Origin of the sequence: Amphritea balenae, from assembly GCF_003858655.1 — a bacterium.
Taxonomy (GTDB): Bacteria; Pseudomonadota; Gammaproteobacteria; order Pseudomonadales; family Balneatricaceae; genus Amphritea; species Amphritea balenae.
This window is the reverse complement of the sequence record NZ_RQXV01000011.1, coordinates 70,680-87,236: the sequence shown is the minus strand read 5'-3', so window position 1 is coordinate 87,236 and position 16,557 is coordinate 70,680. Positions and strand designations below refer to the sequence as shown.

18 protein-coding genes are annotated in these 16,557 nt (G+C 49.1%); 11 read left to right on the top strand and 7 right to left on the bottom strand.

The features are described 5' to 3' along the window. Nucleotides 1-108: 108 nt before the first annotated feature. The gene (locus EHS89_RS17245) at nt 109-837 is read right to left on the bottom strand and encodes a ComF family protein (protein ID WP_124927417.1); all 729 of its coding nucleotides are present in this window, start codon (nt 835-837) and stop codon (nt 109-111) included. 85 nt (nt 838-922) lie between these two features. On the opposite strand from EHS89_RS17245, the gene bioB reads away from it, so the two are divergent. The 7 genes from bioB to EHS89_RS17210 all read left to right on the top strand — a co-directional run bounded on the left by bioB (nt 923) and on the right by EHS89_RS17210 (nt 6,857). Further along, nucleotides 923-1,981, top strand: coding sequence for a biotin synthase BioB (gene bioB / locus EHS89_RS17240; protein WP_124927416.1), 1,059 nt, complete (start codon nt 923-925; stop codon nt 1,979-1,981). Between the two features lie 52 nt (nt 1,982-2,033). After that, nucleotides 2,034-3,203, top strand: a complete 1,170-nt coding sequence (gene bioF, locus EHS89_RS17235) for an 8-amino-7-oxononanoate synthase (protein ID WP_124927415.1) — start codon at nt 2,034-2,036, stop codon at nt 3,201-3,203. Then, complete coding sequence (gene bioH, locus EHS89_RS17230) at nt 3,200-3,967, top strand: pimeloyl-ACP methyl ester esterase BioH (RefSeq protein WP_170167537.1); 768 nt, start codon at nt 3,200-3,202, stop codon at nt 3,965-3,967. Before bioF ends, bioH begins: the two co-directional genes overlap by 4 nt. Continuing rightward, nucleotides 3,964-4,776, top strand: coding sequence for a malonyl-ACP O-methyltransferase BioC (bioC, locus tag EHS89_RS17225; protein ID WP_124927413.1), 813 nt, complete (start codon nt 3,964-3,966; stop codon nt 4,774-4,776). Before bioH ends, bioC begins: the two co-directional genes overlap by 4 nt. Then, entirely contained in the window at nt 4,769-5,461 is a 693-nt protein-coding gene (gene bioD, locus EHS89_RS17220; RefSeq protein WP_124927412.1) for a dethiobiotin synthase, read from the top strand. Before bioC ends, bioD begins: the two co-directional genes overlap by 8 nt. Before the next feature lie 126 nt (nt 5,462-5,587). After that, the gene (locus tag EHS89_RS17215; protein WP_124927411.1) at nt 5,588-5,833 is read left to right on the top strand and encodes a hypothetical protein; all 246 of its coding nucleotides are present in this window, start codon (nt 5,588-5,590) and stop codon (nt 5,831-5,833) included. Between the two features lie 136 nt (nt 5,834-5,969). Continuing rightward, complete coding sequence (locus tag EHS89_RS17210) at nt 5,970-6,857, top strand: putative metalloprotease CJM1_0395 family protein (RefSeq protein ID WP_124927410.1); 888 nt, start codon at nt 5,970-5,972, stop codon at nt 6,855-6,857. A gap of 80 nt (nt 6,858-6,937) precedes the next feature. Here EHS89_RS17210 and EHS89_RS17205 read toward each other — a convergent pair whose 3' ends face one another. The 3 genes from EHS89_RS17205 to EHS89_RS17195 all read right to left on the bottom strand — a co-directional run bounded on the left by EHS89_RS17205 (nt 6,938) and on the right by EHS89_RS17195 (nt 8,979). Next, nucleotides 6,938-7,276 carry a zinc ribbon domain-containing protein YjdM gene (locus EHS89_RS17205; RefSeq protein WP_124927409.1) on the bottom strand — a complete coding sequence of 113 codons (339 nt, stop codon included), beginning with the start codon at nt 7,274-7,276 and terminating at the stop codon, nt 6,938-6,940. Between the two features lie 163 nt (nt 7,277-7,439). Continuing rightward, nucleotides 7,440-8,201: an alpha/beta fold hydrolase gene (locus EHS89_RS17200; protein ID WP_124927408.1), complete on the bottom strand. Its 762-nt coding sequence runs from the start codon at nt 8,199-8,201 to the stop codon at nt 7,440-7,442. 151 nt (nt 8,202-8,352) lie between these two features. Then, nucleotides 8,353-8,979 carry a BamJ family beta-barrel-assembly machinery protein gene (locus EHS89_RS17195; protein ID WP_124927407.1) on the bottom strand — a complete coding sequence of 209 codons (627 nt, stop codon included), beginning with the start codon at nt 8,977-8,979 and terminating at the stop codon, nt 8,353-8,355. Between the two features lie 116 nt (nt 8,980-9,095). On the opposite strand from EHS89_RS17195, the gene EHS89_RS17190 reads away from it, so the two are divergent. Further along, on the top strand, nt 9,096-9,305 hold the full coding sequence (locus tag EHS89_RS17190; RefSeq protein WP_124927406.1) for a hypothetical protein: 210 nt from the start codon (nt 9,096-9,098) through the stop codon (nt 9,303-9,305). Here the strand turns inward: EHS89_RS17190 and EHS89_RS17185 are convergent. Together EHS89_RS17185 and xseA are read right to left on the bottom strand one after the other, a co-directional pair. Then, nucleotides 9,282-10,127, bottom strand: coding sequence for a M23 family metallopeptidase (locus EHS89_RS17185; protein ID WP_124927405.1), 846 nt, complete (start codon nt 10,125-10,127; stop codon nt 9,282-9,284). The genes EHS89_RS17190 and EHS89_RS17185 overlap by 24 nt on opposite strands. A 12-nt stretch (nt 10,128-10,139) precedes the next feature. Then, the gene (xseA, locus tag EHS89_RS17180; protein ID WP_124927475.1) at nt 10,140-11,522 is read right to left on the bottom strand and encodes an exodeoxyribonuclease VII large subunit; all 1,383 of its coding nucleotides are present in this window, start codon (nt 11,520-11,522) and stop codon (nt 10,140-10,142) included. Nucleotides 11,523-11,688: 166 nt separating this feature from the next. On the opposite strand from xseA, the gene guaB reads away from it, so the two are divergent. From guaB to tadA, 3 genes are all read left to right on the top strand, one after another. Then, nucleotides 11,689-13,158 carry an IMP dehydrogenase gene (gene guaB / locus EHS89_RS17175; protein ID WP_124927404.1) on the top strand — a complete coding sequence of 490 codons (1,470 nt, stop codon included), beginning with the start codon at nt 11,689-11,691 and terminating at the stop codon, nt 13,156-13,158. 132 nt (nt 13,159-13,290) lie between these two features. Next, nucleotides 13,291-14,871: a glutamine-hydrolyzing GMP synthase gene (gene guaA, locus EHS89_RS17170; RefSeq protein ID WP_124927403.1), complete on the top strand. Its 1,581-nt coding sequence runs from the start codon at nt 13,291-13,293 to the stop codon at nt 14,869-14,871. A gap of 173 nt (nt 14,872-15,044) precedes the next feature. After that, the gene (gene tadA / locus EHS89_RS17165) at nt 15,045-15,542 is read left to right on the top strand and encodes a tRNA adenosine(34) deaminase TadA (RefSeq protein WP_124927402.1); all 498 of its coding nucleotides are present in this window, start codon (nt 15,045-15,047) and stop codon (nt 15,540-15,542) included. Nucleotides 15,543-15,580: 38 nt separating this feature from the next. On the opposite strand, the gene EHS89_RS17160 is transcribed toward tadA, so the two are convergent. Continuing rightward, on the bottom strand, nt 15,581-16,516 hold the full coding sequence (locus EHS89_RS17160) for a M14 family zinc carboxypeptidase (protein ID WP_229753683.1): 936 nt from the start codon (nt 16,514-16,516) through the stop codon (nt 15,581-15,583). Nucleotides 16,517-16,557 lie beyond the last annotated feature (41 nt).

Below are 16,557 nucleotides of genomic sequence, written 5' to 3'. Positions count from 1 at the left end.
GCTCCTTGTAGAAAATAACAGGCAGGTAATAAGTGTCTGAATGTTGGCAGCTGACGACTTATTACATCTTCAGGTGTTATTGATAATTCAATGTAAAATACCGACTTACTAAAAAAATAACTCTTTTCCGGTGCGGGCGATAGCCCATACATCAACATTTTGACACCCTTTTCGGAGTAGTAGTCTTGATATTTCAGTGGCTGTTGCTGCGGTAGTCACTACATCGTCGATAATGGCTACCGATGTCGGAGGTGTCGACAGGCAGCGGAAACTGTCTTTCAGATTCTTTTGCCTGGTTTTGTGATCGAGACTGGCCTGGTGAGGTGTTTTGTTCTGCTTGATCAGTAAGTTATTTGATAAAGGAATATTCAGTTGTTGGGCGACTATCTTAGCCAGTATCGCTGATTGATTATACTGGCGTTCGAGTAGGCGGCTGGGGTGTAAGGGGACGGCAACAATCAGGTCTGGTATCCGGGAATGTTCTGTCATTGACTGTTTTAGTTTATCTGCCAACAGGTATGCCAGGGGTGGTAGCAGGTAGCTTCTGTTGTTGAATTTGGCTTGCAAAATCATCTGGTCAATCGGGAAACGGTATTCAAATGGCGCAATGATTTGCGTAAAGGGCGGTGGCTTTTTCAGGCAGTCCGGGCAGAGGGTTGGGTGTTCAGGTGTGCTGTTAAGTGGAAGGGCGCAACGGTTACAGCACAATGTTAGCCAGGGTAGGTCCGCTGCGCATCCGCTACAGATAGCGTCGGGATTTTCAGTTGTTTGGCGGCATAAAACGCAGGGTTTCTTCTGGTTAAATAATAACCAGTTGTTTTTGTATTTTAAAAACATAGTTGACAGATCCTTCTGTCGGATTAAAATTAGTCCTTCTGAAAAAAATACCTGAAATCAGGCATAACACAGGATAGTCACCGCGATGCAACAACACCAGACAGATCTTCGACAAGAGCCCCGACATGACTGGACTGAGCAGGAAGTAAAGGCGCTGTTCGATCTGCCATTTAATGATCTGCTGTTCCAGGCGCAGGTTGTTCATCGTCAGAACTTCAATCCAAATGAGGTTCAGGTAAGTACTCTACTCTCTATTAAAACCGGCGCTTGTCCTGAAGACTGTAAATATTGTCCACAGAGCGGTCATTACAATACCGGTCTGGAAAAAGAGCGCCTGATGCAGGTTGAAGCGGTATTGGAAAAAGCCCGCAAGGCGAAAGAGACCGGTTCTACCCGTTTCTGTATGGGGGCTGCCTGGAAGCATCCGGCAGATAAAGATATGCCTTATGTGGTTGAGATGGTCAAAGGGGTGAAAGAGTTAGGCCTGGAAACCTGTATGACACTGGGGATGCTGGATGAAGGTAAGGCTGGCCAATTAGCGGATGCGGGCTTGGATTATTACAACCATAATCTGGACACCTCACCAGAGTTCTACGACAAAATTATTACTACCCGTACCTATCAGGATCGTTTAGATACGCTTCATCACGTGCGTGAATCTGGTATGAAGATTTGCAGTGGCGGTATTCTGGGGATGGGTGAAACGGCAACGGATCGTATCGGTCTGCTGCGTCAGCTGGCGAATATGCCTAAGCATCCTGAAAGTGTGCCTATCAATATGTTGGTTAAAGTCGCTGGCACGCCAATGGAAAATGTTGAAGATCTGGATCATCTGGACTTCGTTCGAAATATCGCCGTGGCACGTATCATGATGCCGGCGTCCCATGTTCGATTGTCAGCGGGTCGTGAGAGCATGAGTGATGAGATGCAGGCGATGACCTTTATGGCGGGCGCCAACTCAATCTTCTATGGAGAGTGTCTGCTGACCACACCTAATCCGGGAACTCATCGGGACCTGTTACTGTTTAAGCGTTTGGGAATTAATCCTGAGCAGCGCATCTCTGAAACCGATGATACGCAGGAGCAAGCTATCATCAAAGACCTGCAAAAGCAGCAGGATGCCGGGCATTTCTACGAAGCTTAATCATCACCTGCAGACTGGCTGAGGCCGGTCTGCATTACAGGGATCTTATCCGATGTCTTTTGATCAGCTGGGCGAAGAGCTGGAAGCGCGTAAACAGCAATCTCTTTACCGGCAACGTCGTATTTTACAAAGCCCGCAGGCACCCGAGGTTCAGGTCGATGGCAAAAACTATCTGGCCTTTTGCTCTAATGACTACTTAGGTCTGGCTAATCATCCGCAAGTGATTTCAGCACTGCAAAAAGGTGCTGAAAAATACGGTGTTGGCGGCGGAGCATCCCACCTGGTTAATGGCCATAGTCAGGCGCATCATGCGCTGGAAGAAGAACTGGCCGAGTTCACCGGGCGCCCTAAAGCGCTGCTGTTCTCGACGGGCTATATGGCAAATATTGGTGCGGTAAATGCGCTGATAGATAAGCGCGATGCGGTATTTCAGGATCGGGTAAATCATGCTTCACTGCTGGATGCCGGATTACTCAGCGGAGCACGCTTTCAACGTTACCTTCACAATGATGCTAAGAATCTGGAAACCCGACTGCAGCGCAGTGAAGCGCGTCGTAAGCTGGTTGTTGCAGATGGTGTGTTTAGCATGGATGGTGATCTGGTAGATCTGCCTGCTATCAGTGATGCAGCCCAACGACACAATGCCTGGGTGATGATTGATGATGCTCACGGTTTTGGTTGTATCGGAAAAGGTGGGCGGGGTGTCGTCGACCATTTTGATATGACACCGGATCAGGTGCAGGTCTTAGTGGGTACTCTGGGTAAAGCCTTTGGTACATCCGGTGCTTTTGTGGCCGGTTCTGAAGAGCTTATCGAAACACTGGTACAGCATGCCCGTACTTATATTTACACTACCAGTATGCCGCCAGCGGTTGCTGAAGCGACCCGTGCCAGTCTCAGGCTATTACAGCAGGAAGAGTGGCGCAGGGAAAAACTGAATCACCTTATTCAACGTTTCCGTGCGGGTTGTGAGCAGTTGGGTCTGACTCTTATTGATTCTCCAACACCTATCCAGCCGATCATGGTGGGTGAGTCTGAGAAGGCGATGCAGATGAGCGCAGCGTTGGAACAGCAGGGTATATTTATCGGGGCTATCCGTCCCCCCACTGTGCCTCAGGGGGAGGCGCGTTTACGGGTGACGCTGAGCGCGAGTCACACCGAGGAACAGCTGGATCGTCTGCTTGATGCACTTGAGAAAGCGCAGCAGGAATGTGGTCTATGAGTCAGTTATATGTGGCTCATTATGGTGATCCAGACGGCAAGCCTTTGGTGTTTATTCATGGCTGGGGGATGCACAGTTCTGTGTGGCACCCTCTTGTTGAGCGATTGGCTCATTACTCGGTTACTCTGATCGATCTGCCTGGATTAGGGCGTAGCGCTGATTTGATTCCGGATCCCTATTCTCTGGATGCTGTTGTTGAGCTGCTGGCAGATGTGGCGCCTGAAAAAGCCGCATGGCTAGGCTGGTCGCTGGGCGGGATTGCCGCGATGGCATTTGCTGAGCAGTACCCTGAGCGAGTGAGTAAGCTGGTTACCCTGGCAACCAGTCCCTGTTTTGTACAGCGTGATGACTGGAGTGCCGGAATGGCACCGCAAGTATTTGCCGAGTTTGAAGCTTCTCTGAAGGATAACCCGGTTAAGACTCTGCAGCGTTTTAATATGCTACAGGTGCAGGGGAGTGTGTCTGCAAGATCTGATCTTAAGCAGCTGAAATTATTGTTGGCTGAAACATCGCAGCCATCGGAGACAGGGTTGAGTCATTCACTGGCCCTACTGCGTGATGATTACCGATATCTTTTTTCAGGCATTAAGCTGCCGGTGCTGCATATTCTTTGTCAGCTTGATAGCCTGGCACCCGCTGAAATAGCCTCGGGTTTAGTAGGGCTTTGTCCTACTGCGAAGGTAGAGGTGCTGTCTGAACAATCACATGTGCCGTTAGTGTCGGCTCCTGAGAAAGTGGTAGCGTTGTTGGAGTCCTGGTTATGAATGCTGTGCGTACCGGATCAGATACGTCACAGTTTGATAAGGCGGATATTGCTGCGTCTTTCAGTAAAGCCGCGTTGAGTTATGATTCCGTGGCTGAGCTGCAACGTCAGGTGGGTTTTGATCTGTTAGAAAAACTGCCTCAAAGTGACGCTGCTGTGGTGGTTGATCTGGGCTGTGGTACGGGTTTTTTTGGCCCTCACTTGCAGCGTAAGCTGCAACCTGACCACTTAATATCTATCGATCTGGCCCCCGGTATGTTGCAGTATGCCAGAGCGCATCGGGATATTGAGCAAGGCAGTTGGTTGTGCGGAGATGCTGAGGCGTTACCGTTGGCTGACAATTCTGTTGATCTGATTTTTTCCAGTCTGGCGATACAGTGGTGTGAAAATTTACCGGCGCTGTTTACTGAGGTATCGCGGGTATTACGTCCGGGAGGTCGGTTTCTTTTCTCTACTCTGGGCCCGCATACGTTACATGAATTGCGCGATGCCTGGTCGACGGTGGATAAGTATCAGCACGTAAACCGCTTTGTTAGCTATCGAACGCTGAGTGATTTTGCCGATCAGTATTTTGATCAGGTGACAATTGCAGAGCAAGAACGCGTGCTGCTTTATGGCGAGTTGCGTGAGCTGACTACAGAGCTTAAAGGGATAGGCGCACATAATATAAGCGCAGGTCGACAGGAAGGGCTTACGGGTAAGGCCCGCATTGTTGCGTTTAAGCAGGCCTATGAGCAGTTTCGTCGAAGTGGTGACGGTAAGCTGCCTGCGACATACCAGGTTTTTTACGGAGAGCTGATCAATGGCTAAGAATACTATTTTTGTTGCTGGCACTGATACCGATGTGGGTAAGACAGTGATCGCTGCGGGTCTGTTGCAGGCCGCTAATGATAAAGGTTTGCGTACTGTTGCGGTTAAGCCGGTGGCGGCTGGATGTGAACAGACTGATGAAGGGCTGCGTAATTCAGATGCACTTTTGTTGCAGCAGACAGCGTCAATCAAGCTGGCCTATGAGCAGGTGAATCCTATTGCGCTTGAGCCTGCAATTGCCCCTCATATTGCGGCAGTCCAGGCCGGGCGGCGACTGGATGCTGATCGTATGGCGGCGTTGTGTCGAGGGGTGATGATGCAACCTGCAGATTTCATGGTGATTGAAGGGGCTGGTGGCTGGCGGGTACCGTTGAATAGCCGTCAGACACTGGCTGATCTGCCAAAGCAGTTAAAAGTGCCTGTGGTGTTGGTTGTGGGTATGAAACTGGGTTGTATAAGCCATACCCTGTTAACCGTTGAAGCGATTGTTAAGGATGGTCTGCGTCTGGCGGGTTGGGTGGCTAATAAAGTTGATCCTGATATGAGCTGCTATCAGGAAAACCTGGATACCCTGAGGGGTATGTTGTCTGCACCTCTCTTAGGCGAAGTACCTAATGTCAGTGATACATCGCCAGAGCATGTTGCCAGCTTTCTGGATATAGGTCCCATTGTGGGATGTTCATAAAATAACCAGGTTGTGTTTTGGACTATAATAATTCTGAATTATTGGCAGGGCAGTTTGTTTTCATGGATCCGAAAAAGCTGCTTTGTATTCAGAATTGATTTAGAAAATACAGCATGGGGTGTGATCATGAATGTTACATCTGCATTAAATACTGGGGTTCTGGGTGTTAACCGGGGCCTTGATGGGGTTCAGAAAGCGGCAAGTGATATTGCCGGTGCAGGTAAGCCTGAGTCACCAGAGCAAGCCAGTGGTAATGATGTAAATAAGGCTCTAACCGATCTGGCAGTCGAAAAAAATGCAGTGGCGGCATCAACTAAAGTGGTGCAGTCTGCTGAGGAAACACTAGGTACACTGATAGATATTCGGGCGTAATTGTTCGGTATGTTTAATGTTTTCTCTATTTAAAGAAAGCGCAGTACATCAAACAGATCTGAAATACGTCATTGAGCAGGAGCTTTTCCAGTAGGAATCAGACTAGCAGGAATTAATCTGGCAGGAGTTGAGATTGATGCAGTTACCCACAGCTGTCAATTCACTGGCTGTTAATACTAATCAGCCACTCTCTTCTACCGCTGCGCCTCAGGCTGCGGTATCCGGTACTGTTGCTTCTGTTTCATCCCAATCTCAAGCGTTACAATCTACTCCATCCCCTTTGACGGTTACGCCCAGTGTGGCTGGTTCAGGTGTCGAAAATGCATCTGGGGCTCGTCAGTCCTATGGTAATAGTGTTGAGAATAGGTCGGATAAAGAGTCTGGTTCTGGACAGCCAGAAGTTAGTCGTGATTCAAAATCTGAGCAGCAGGTCAGTGACGATGAGCAAAAGCTGATCAGGGAGCTGGCTGCCCGTGATCGTGAGGTGCGTCAGCACGAGCTGAGCCATGCGGCAGCAGGTGGTTCTCATGCCGGGGCGCCGACATTTGAGTATCAGCGTGGGCCAGATGGCCGGCTCTATGCGGTGGGGGGAGAGGTGAGTATTGATACCTCGGCCGTGCCTAACGATCCGCAAGCGACGCTGGAGAAGGCTGAGATTATATTGCGGGCGGCATTGGCCGTATCAGAGCCCTCAACCCAGGATCGGGCAGTGGCAGTAAGAGCTGCGGCATTAGCTGCCGATGCCAGGGCTGAACTGGCGCGTCAGGAGCAGAGTTCTGAGGCGCTTAATACCAGTCGTCAGGAGGCGGATTCGTTACGTGAAACCCGACGTTCTGAGGCGTTACAGAATAACATCGAAGACCTGCAGTCCCGTCATGAAGATCAGGCTGATCAGCTACAGGATTTTAATGAGCGACTGCAAGATGTTAATAAGCGTCTGGCTGAGATAAACCAGCGTCTGGTCGATGCTGGTGTACTAAATAAGTTCTTTCCTGAAGGCTCTATTCTGGATCAGCTTATTTAATAACAGTGGTTGAGCTCTTTTCGTGGTTGGCCAGGCGCGGCGTTGTCGCTTGTTAATGGTTAGCGAAATCCTTCTTATTCTTATGCTTTTTTGACAAATTTTGCGGTTACCATCATATCTCCCGTGCCATCTACTTTGCAGTCAAGCTGGTGATCCTTGCCCTCAACCATTCGTTTGATTATGGCTTTTGTGCCGATCTTAAGCACCTGAGAGCTGCCTTTTACCTTGAGGTCTTTTATGAATGTGATCTTATCGCCCTCTTGTAACTGTGTGCCGTTGGCATCTCTGATGTCCAGGGTTTCTTCTTCAGCAAGTGCTTGCGAGGGGTTCCATTCGTGTGCGCACTCCGGGCAGATCAACATATCCTGATCCTGGTAGACGAATTCAGAGCTGCATTTCGGGCAAGGGGGAAGAGACATACAGTATTACTTCTTTAAATGAATTTGGTATGCATAGTAATAGGACGGTTCTGTTTTAGCGAGTGCTTTTAACTGAATTAAGTGCCCGCCAATCTCTGGTTTTAGCAAGCAGCTGAAGCACTCCGTCTGGCTGCTTGCATCTTTGAAATTTAGAAGCGCAAATTTATTTCGATAAATAGTTTAAAACCATCTTAGTGAAGATACCGGGCTTCTCGGCGTGAGGCCAGTGGCCGGTGCCTTGTATCATTCTGTAGTCAGCTTTTGGAAATAGTTTAAGAATAGGTTCGCGGTACTCGGCAGTGATGTAATCGGAGTGCTCGCCTTTGATAAAGAGTACTTGGGCTGTATAAGGCGGTCCGATCGGTGCGATGCTGATATTTGGGTAGTTTGCTTCTATCACTGGCAGATTCATTCTCCAGGCGAACTGCTTTTGCTCATCCCTGTAGAGGTTTTTGAGTAAGAACTGACGTACCGATAGCTCGGGGATGTATTGGCTAAGCTGCTGGTCTGCTTCGTTGCGGGACTTAAGGCTGGCCAGTTGTATCGCGTTGAGGCCGCGCATGACATCCTGATGGTGGTGGGGGTAAGTTACCGGCGCAATATCGACAATAATGAGCTTATCTACGCGATCGGGATAGTTAAGGGCTAGCTGCATCGCGGCTTTGCCACCCATGGAGTGAGCCAGTATATGGGCTTTGGCTAGCTGATGATCATTCATTAACTGCAATACATCTTGCGTCATCGAAGGATAATCAAAGGTATCTGAGTGTGGAGAGCGACCGTGATTGCGCATATCTACCGCATATACGGTGAAGTGTTCAGACAGTGCTTTAATCTGTCCGCCCCAGTTTTCCAGGGTGCCAAACAGGCCGTGCATTATGATCAGAGGTTCGCCATTGCCATGAATCTGAACATTCAGCTGCATATTGTTAATTCTCCAGTACTCATGATTTAGAAATGGCTTTCCAGCAGATCATAAAAAAGACCGGGAAGTATAGTTAAATACCTGACCAGTCTTTTCTTAAAGTGATAATTCACTTTTAAAAGTTTCCAGGCATAGCTGCCTGGAATCTTTTTTAAAGAATGTCGATCAGCTCAACATCAAATACCAGCGTCGCCAGTGGAGGAATGCCGCCTGGTGAACCTTGCTCGCCGTAAGCCAGCTGATAAGGAACAGTCAAACGCCATTTAGCGCCTTTAGTCATCAGCTGCAGAGCTTCAGTCCAGCCTGCAATAACGCCGCCGACTGGGAATTCAGCTGGCTGACCGCGCTCGTAAGAGCTGTCAAATACTTTACCGTCGATGAATGTACCGTGGTAATGAGTGCGAACAGTGGACTCACGAGTCGGGTTAGCGCCGCCTTCTTCGCCAGCTGTCAGAATTTCGTATTGCAGACCGGAATCTGTAACGATTACTTCTTCGCGCTGAGCGTTCTTTTCCAGGTACTGAGTGCCTTCTTTAGCTGCTTCTTTAGCCGCTTCTTCAGCTTGCTTCTGCATGCGTTCCTGGATTACGTTGAATGCTTCCTGAATCTTTTCAGCTTCAATGCTCAGCTCTTCGCCAGCGAAAGACTGTTGGATACCAGCAATAACTGCATTCAGCTCAACGCCTTCAAAGCTTTGAGTCGCAATGTGATCGCCCATCTGACGGCCGATACCGTAGCTGGCAATCTGTTCGTTTGTTTCAAGTTTTAATTCAGACATGATTTCTCTGTCGGTTCGGTTTTAAAAGAATGGCGAAGCCTATCATATATGGCCGGTTATTTCTCATCTACGAAAAGTAGAAGATCGACCGGGGTCTCATTCATACTGATACTCCAGTGCAGATCATAAGTGGCTGGTTATTTTTTATCTACGAAAAGCAGCGGATCAACCCGGGTATTATTCATGCTGATGCTCCAGTGCAGATCATAACTGCACGGTTATTTCTCATCTATAAAGAACAGGGGGAGGGCGACCCGGGTATTATTCATACTGATGCTCCAGTGCAGATAATAATTGGCCGGTTATTTCTCATCTACGAAGAGTAGTGGATCGACCCGGGTATTATTCATGCTGACACTCCAGTGCAGGTGTGGTCCTGTAACTCTGCCTGTTTTGCCAATCGCGCCGATACTGTCTCCGGTGTTAAGTTGATCTCCCACCTTAACGTCGGTGCGGCTCATATGGCAGTACATGGTGGTCAGGCCGTAGCCGTGATCCAGAATGACGGTATTGCCGTTAAAAAAGTATTCGCTTACGGCAACAACAGTACCTGCCGCAGGTGCATTGATAGCGCCACCCTGGCCGCCAGCAATGTCCAGGCCGCTATGCGGGTTGCGGGGTTGATCGTTGAAGAAACGCTTTAGTCCGAAGGGGCTGCTGAAGCGTCCTTCGGATGGCAGATTAAACGCCAGTGTCTCCAGTTCAGGAGATGACCAGTTTTTGAAGGCGGCAGTCATTTCGTCCTTTTCCTGCTTATAGCGAGCCAGGTCCTGTTGGTTCGGATTAACGTGGCGCTTGTTGGTGATAGTCAGTCGTTGTTCGACATATTCCTTATCGTCAATCCTGAAAGGGAAGCGTTTGCCATCAGCTTTCATTAATTGTTCATCGGCGGGCTTGGCTGACAATGGAATACCGATGACTGCCAGCCAGGGAGACTGTTCAGCATAAGGGGTGTCGGTGGTTGGGATGACCATAACCCGATTGCCCCGGTACCAGGCTGAAGGTGCTGATTGAGAATTAAGATCGGCCAGGGGGATCAGAGCGATGCCGCCGGGTACTCTTGATTGCTCGGGTAGATCTACTGCAGCGACATTGTAGCTGACGCCGATACTGATTAGGCCGGTAAGAATCAGACGGGTTAAACGCATGGCTTTGATTCCTTAATCTTTGATGATTTCCGTTATCTGACTTTGGAAACGGCCGTTATGCAGGCGGGTTTCGACAGTCTTGTTTTGGCTAAGCTGGTTGATGTCCTGTACTACCTTGCCGTCGTCACCCTGAACGATGGCATAACCACGTTCCAGTGTGGCCAGAGGGCTGACACTGTGTAGCGTGCCTGCAATACCTTTTAGCTTTAATGATTGTTGTGTCAGGTTATGCGTAATCAGGCTTTGAAGCCGTTGCTTTAACGCTTCGACACGAGTCTGCGCGTTGTGTATCTGAGGTACTGGGGAGCAGCGTTGGTAGCGTTGCTCGGCCGCGCTAAAGCGGTCTTTCTGGCGCTGGACTTTATTGTTGATTGCCCGTTGCAGTCGAAGTTCAAAATCGTCTAGTTTCTGGGCCTGCTCACGCAGTTTCTCGCCTGGATGGCGCAGGCGGGCGCGGGTCCATTGTAATTGCTGCTGTCGGTGTTGAAGGCTGCGTTGCCAGGCCTGGTTTAAACGGTGCTGCAATTGGTTTAGTTGTAATAGCAGTTGCTGCTGATCCGGGCTGATCAGTTCTGCCGCTGCGGAGGGGGTAGCGGCTCGCATATCGGCGACAAAATCCGCAATAGTGACATCAACCTCGTGACCTACTGCACTGATTACAGGTATTTCGCTGTGGAAAATACTCTGGGCGACAATCTCTTCATTAAACGGCCAGAGATCTTCAAGGGAGCCGCCTCCACGCCCGACGATCAATACATCGCAGCGGCCATCTTCATTGGCTATACGGATAGCATCTGCGATCTGTGGTGCTGCTTCATTGCCTTGTACCGAAGTCGGGAATAGTGTGACAGGAAGTGATGGAAAGCGTCGCTTCAATACGGTCAGGATATCGTGAACAGCTGCACCGGTAGAGGAGGTGATCACGCCGAGGTGTTGAGGGTGTTCCGGGATTGGTTTTTTAAATGCCGGATCAAACAGTCCCTGTTGCTGTAGTTTGAGCTTAAGCTCTTCATAGGCGCGTTGCAGTGATCCGGTACCGCTTTCTTCCATGTAATCGCAGATCAGTTGGTAATCGCCCCGGCCTGGATAGAGACTGACTTTGGCTCGGACCACGACCTGATCACCATTCTTAGGCTGATACTTCAGGTACTGGTTACGGTTACGGAACATGGCGCAGCGTACCTGAGCATCCCTGTCTTTCAGGGTGAAATACCAATGCCCGGAGCTGGGGCGGACAACATTAGAGAGTTCACCTTCAACATGAATAGTGAGAAAGGATGATTCGAGCAGGGATTTAACCTGCCGGTTGAGTTCACTAACGCTCAGGGCCTGGTTATGGGTAGCGCCCACAGGTTGATGAGTTGTGCGTTTTTGAGAGAAAGAATTTGATTGCATACTGCGCATAGTAAACCAACCTGCGGCAGGTTTGTAACGGAGGATTTGTGGAATATATTAATTGTTGAAAAATGCTGGAAAGAGTGTTGTTTTTGATTGTCGGAAGTTCGACAAAAGGCTATAATCCCGCGTCTTATTTTTTTAGACACTACAGGCACGCTCACATATGTTGCGAATCGCTGAAGAAGCCCTCACTTTTGACGATGTTCTGCTGGTACCAGGTTACTCTGAAGTACTGCCAAAGGACGTATCGCTGAAATCTCGCCTGACCAAAGGCATTGAGCTGAATATCCCTCTGGTCTCCGCTGCAATGGATACTGTAACCGAATCTGGTCTGGCAATTGCCATGGCACAGGAAGGTGGTATCGGTATTATCCATAAAAACCTGACCATAGATGAGCAGGCTGAAGAAGTACGCCGGGTTAAGAAGTTCGAAGCCGGTGTGGTTAGCGATCCTGTGACCTGCAGTCCTGATATGACAGTTGGCGAACTGAATGCCCTGTCTAACCGTCTTGGTTTTTCCGGTTACCCTGTTATTGATAACGGTGAACTGGTTGGTATCGTTACCGGCCGTGATGCCCGTTTCGAGAATAAACTGGATGCCTCTGTTGCGTCCATCATGACGCCGAAAGAGCGCCTGGTTACTGTACAGGAAGGGGCTGATCCCGATGATGTACGTAACTTGCTGCGCAAGCACCGCATTGAAAAAATTCTGGTCGTTGATGATAAGTTCGGTCTGTGCGGCATGATGACCGTAATGGATATGAACAAAGCGTTGACCCATCCTAATGCAGCTAAAGACGATAAAGGTCGCCTGATTGTAGGTGCTGCTGTAGGTACAGGTGCTGAGACTGAGGAGCGCGTTGATGCCCTGGTTAAAGCGGGTGTTGATGTGATTATCGTTGATACAGCTCACGGTCACTCCCGAGGCGTTATCGATCGTGTTGCCTGGGTGAAGCAAACTTATCCGCAAGTGCAGGTAATTGGTGGCAATATCGCAACAGCAGCGGCAGCGATTGCTCTGGCTGAAGCGGGTGCCGATGGTGTTAAGGTTGGTATCGGTCCGGGTTCTATCTGTACTACACGTATTGTCGCTGGTGTTGGTGTGCCTCAGATTAGTGCGGTAGCTAATGTCTCTGCAGCATTGGAGAAATATGGCGTTCCTTGTATCGCTGACGGTGGTATACGCTTCTCTGGTGATGTTTCTAAGGCTGTTGTTGCCGGTGCATCTGCAGTGATGGTTGGTTCCATGCTGGCGGGTACCGATGAAGCGCCGGGTGAAGTTGAGCTGTTCCAGGGTCGGGCTTATAAGTCTTACCGTGGTATGGGTTCTCTGGGTGCAATGGCTCAAAGTACCGGTTCTTCAGACCGTTACTTCCAGGATGCATCTAAAGGTGCCGAGAAGCTGGTACCTGAAGGTATTGAAGGTCGTGTTGCCTGTAAAGGCCCTATGGGTGGTGTAGTGCACCAGCTGGTAGGTGGTCTGCGTGCATCAATGGGTTATACCGGTAGTGCGGATATCCAGACCATGCGTACCGTGCCTGAGTTTGTTCGTATCACCAATGCAGGTATGGCTGAAAGCCATGTACATGATGTAAGTATTACGAAGGAAGCGCCGAATTATCGCGTAGGATAATCGGCTCTTTACTGATAAAGCAGGTGGGATGGCTTCGGCCCTCCCACTTTTTCTTTTTTAATATACTGCTAAAGCAGTCTGATCGTCCTGTTTACTCTAAGAGTTAGGGGCGATGATTTCGGAGTCATCGAAATGTCACAAGATATTCATGCTCAGCGAATTCTGATTCTGGATTTCGGTTCACAATACACTCAGCTTATCGCGCGTCGTGTACGTGAGATCGGTATTTACTGTGAGATTCATCCCTGGGATATGGATGAGTCTGACATCCGTGCATATGCACCGAAAGGTATTATTCTGGCGGGTGGCCCTGAGTCAGTTACTGAGGGTGATTCTCCCCGTGCACCGGATGTGGTGTTCGATCTGGAAGTGCCAATTCTGGGTATCTGTTACGGTATGCAGACGATGGCTGAGCAGCTGGGTGGCTCCGTAGTTACTTCTGATAAGCGCGAGTTTGGTTATGCCAAAGTGCGTTTGGAAGACAGTCCGAGTCGTCTGTTGGAAGGTATCGAAGATCATATCGCCAATAACGGTTCGTTGTTACTCGATGTATGGATGAGCCACGGTGACAAAGTAGGTAATCTTCCAGAAGGCTTCGGTGTTATTGCCAGCACAGAGAGTGCGCCGGTTGCTGCGATGTGCCATCCAGCTAAAAACTATTACGGTGTGCAGTTCCACCCTGAGGTAACTCATACTAAGCAGGGCGGTCGTATCCTTGAGCGTTTCGTACGCGAGATCTGTGACTGTGAAGCGTTGTGGAATCCGGCTAATATCATTGCTGATCTGATCGAGAAGGTTCAGCAGCAAGTTGGTGGTCAGAAAGTACTGCTGGGTCTGTCTGGCGGTGTTGATTCTTCAGTGGTCGCTGCGTTGTTGCATAAGGCGATTGGCGATCAGCTAACCTGTGTGTTTGTTGATAATGGTTTGCTGCGTAAGAATGAAGGCGATCAGGTGATGGACATGTTCGCTAAGAATATGGGTGTTCGCGTGATCCGTTCTGACTCGGAAGATCTGTTCCTGGGTCGTCTGCTGGGCGAAAATGATCCAGAGAAAAAGCGTAAGATTATCGGTAATACCTTTATCGAAGTGTTCGATGAGGAAGCAACTAAGCTTCAGGATGTTAACTTCCTGGCGCAGGGCACTATCTATCCAGACGTGATTGAGTCGGCTGCTGCGAAAACCGGTAAAGCACATGTAATCAAGTCCCACCATAATGTTGGCGGTTTGCCAGACGATATGAAGATGGATCTGGTTGAGCCACTGCGTGAACTGTTTAAGGATGAAGTTCGCAAGATCGGCCTTGAGCTGGGTCTGCCATACGATATGGTTTATCGTCATCCGTTCCCGGGTCCGGGTCTGGGTGTGCGTATTCTGGGTGAAGTTAAGAAAGAATATGCGGATATTCTGCGTGAAGCGGATGCGATCTTCCTGGAAGAGTTGCACGCTGCCGATTGGTATCACAAGACCAGTCAGTCTTTTGCGGTATTCCTGCCGGTGAAGTCTGTTGGTGTGGTAGGTGATGGTCGTCGTTACGAATACGTTATTGCATTGCGTGCCGTTGAAACTATCGACTTCATGACGGCCCGTTGGGCGCATCTGCCTTATGAGCTACTGGAAACAGTTTCTGCTCGTATTATCAACGAGATTCCACATGTGTCTCGTGTGACTTACGATGTCAGTTCTAAGCCGCCGGCCACTATCGAGTGGGAATAAGCGACCTTAATCTGTTAATGACAAAGCCCGCATAATGCGGGCTTTTTATATGCGGTCTTTTTGTATACAGGCTTTTATATGCGGGATATAGGTATGTCGTGGATGTATCGAGGCGATACATAGAAGTGATTAATAGAAGTGATTAATAGAAGCGATAAATATATTGTTTGGCTATGACTAAAGAGATAACGGATCAGGATTCAGATCGTAAGTGGATGGCGCGTGCCCTTGAGCTTGCGGCGCGTGCCGCTGAGTTGGATGAAGTGCCGGTGGGTGCCGTAATCGTACTGGATGGCGAGATCATAGGTGAGGGTTGGAATCAGCCAATTTCAGGCCATGATCCTACTGCGCACGCTGAAATTATGGCTATGCGGGATGCTGCAGGCCGGCTTGAAAATTACCGTCTTGTCGGTGCGACGCTATATGTCACTATTGAGCCTTGTACCATGTGTGCCGGGGCTATTATTCATTCGCGAATCGATCGTGTTGTGTTCGGTGCGACTGAGCCAAAAGCCGGTGCAATAGTGAGTAATAGTCAGCTGTATGAGCAGAGTTGGCTGAATCACTGGCCGACGCATTCGGGTGGCGTAATGGCTGAGCAGTGCAGCGGGATTATCAGTGCTTTTTTTAAACGACGCAGGGCTGAGAAAAAAGCGTTGAAGAAAAAGTAAACCAAACTGTTGGTAAAAGTTTTGGCTTACTGTCTGGTCTAAGGTGTGCTTTTACGTGCCAGCAGGGTGCCATCGCCATCGGTGCGTAGTTTTACCCAGTGAATAAGGTCGGTCCACATGCGATCGATATCTTTCCTTTTAGGCATGATGCCTGCGTGTTTTAACTCAATTGTCATTACCGGGATCTGCTTAACAAACCAGCCGTAATTACCCAGAGAGCCGGGGTAGGTACCTAGTTGTTTGAGGCGCAGCGGTCCTAGCTTTTTAGGTGGCGTGATGGTGCCGTCATAATCCAGGATGCCATGGGGCGCGTGAACAGAGACAATGACATCTGGCTTTATCTCTTCAATCAGTTGATGAATAGCCTGGGTTTCTGGTTCACTCAGTGGGCTGGTGCCAGGATAATAACGGGCACGTTTTTTGGCGTAAGTTTGCCAGTGTTTTATCGGATTGATCGCTGTTTCAGCCGGGATGAAATTGCGGTTCAGGTCTACTTTGTTGGCATTAACTCGCGATGATTTTTTTTGCAATAAACCATCAGGGTTGGTGAGTGGCATAAAGTGCCAGTCGAAAATACCGCTATGATTTTCTTGTAAGGTCTTTAGCCATTTAAATGACACGCTGACACTGGAGTATTCATCACCATGAATACCGCCTAAGAACAGGATGCGGGGGGCGTTGTGCAGGTCGGGCCGGGCGTGAAAGTGTTTTTCAAGTATCAGGTTGTTGCGGTTCGAATAGAAACGCGGTGAATCGAAGTTACCATCTAAGCAGTCCTGTTTAGATACGCTGCTTAATTTTTTGCCGATACGGTTACAAATATCTACGATCTGTTTATGGGGCAGTGCATTAATGCCCTTGTCTGATTCAGCTATATCGTAATCAGAAAGCAGGTCGGCGGGCTCGGCCTGGCAGACTGTAGTAACCATCAGGCAAAGGTATAGGGCGATCAGATGTATCAGGCGAGCAGGCATAACGTTAATAACCACATGTTCAGGTGGGGGCTATTGTAATC

What these genes read in the sequence shown, in the direction of transcription:
- bioF (WP_124927415.1), top strand. Translation starts at nt 2,034, where the DNA reads ATGTCTTTTGATCAGCTGGGCGAAGAGCTGGAAGCGCGTAAACAGCAA.
- EHS89_RS17200 (WP_124927408.1), bottom strand. Translation starts at nt 8,201, where the DNA reads ATGCAGCTGAATGTTCAGATTCATGGCAATGGCGAACCTCTGATCATA.
- tadA (WP_124927402.1), top strand. Translation starts at nt 15,045, where the DNA reads ATGACTAAAGAGATAACGGATCAGGATTCAGATCGTAAGTGGATGGCG.
- guaA (WP_124927403.1), top strand. Translation starts at nt 13,291, where the DNA reads ATGTCACAAGATATTCATGCTCAGCGAATTCTGATTCTGGATTTCGGT.
- EHS89_RS17195 (WP_124927407.1), bottom strand. Translation starts at nt 8,979, where the DNA reads ATGTCTGAATTAAAACTTGAAACAAACGAACAGATTGCCAGCTACGGT.
- bioD (WP_124927412.1), top strand. Translation starts at nt 4,769, where the DNA reads ATGGCTAAGAATACTATTTTTGTTGCTGGCACTGATACCGATGTGGGT.
- EHS89_RS17245 (WP_124927417.1), bottom strand. Translation starts at nt 837, where the DNA reads ATGTTTTTAAAATACAAAAACAACTGGTTATTATTTAACCAGAAGAAA.
- xseA (WP_124927475.1), bottom strand. Translation starts at nt 11,522, where the DNA reads ATGCAATCAAATTCTTTCTCTCAAAAACGCACAACTCATCAACCTGTG.
- bioH (WP_170167537.1), top strand. Translation starts at nt 3,200, where the DNA reads ATGAGTCAGTTATATGTGGCTCATTATGGTGATCCAGACGGCAAGCCT.
- EHS89_RS17215 (WP_124927411.1), top strand. Translation starts at nt 5,588, where the DNA reads ATGAATGTTACATCTGCATTAAATACTGGGGTTCTGGGTGTTAACCGG.
- bioC (WP_124927413.1), top strand. Translation starts at nt 3,964, where the DNA reads ATGAATGCTGTGCGTACCGGATCAGATACGTCACAGTTTGATAAGGCG.
- EHS89_RS17205 (WP_124927409.1), bottom strand. Translation starts at nt 7,276, where the DNA reads ATGTCTCTTCCCCCTTGCCCGAAATGCAGCTCTGAATTCGTCTACCAG.
- EHS89_RS17185 (WP_124927405.1), bottom strand. Translation starts at nt 10,127, where the DNA reads ATGCGTTTAACCCGTCTGATTCTTACCGGCCTAATCAGTATCGGCGTC.
- guaB (WP_124927404.1), top strand. Translation starts at nt 11,689, where the DNA reads ATGTTGCGAATCGCTGAAGAAGCCCTCACTTTTGACGATGTTCTGCTG.
- EHS89_RS17210 (WP_124927410.1), top strand. Translation starts at nt 5,970, where the DNA reads ATGCAGTTACCCACAGCTGTCAATTCACTGGCTGTTAATACTAATCAG.
- bioB (WP_124927416.1), top strand. Translation starts at nt 923, where the DNA reads ATGCAACAACACCAGACAGATCTTCGACAAGAGCCCCGACATGACTGG.
- EHS89_RS17160 (WP_229753683.1), bottom strand. Translation starts at nt 16,516, where the DNA reads ATGCCTGCTCGCCTGATACATCTGATCGCCCTATACCTTTGCCTGATG.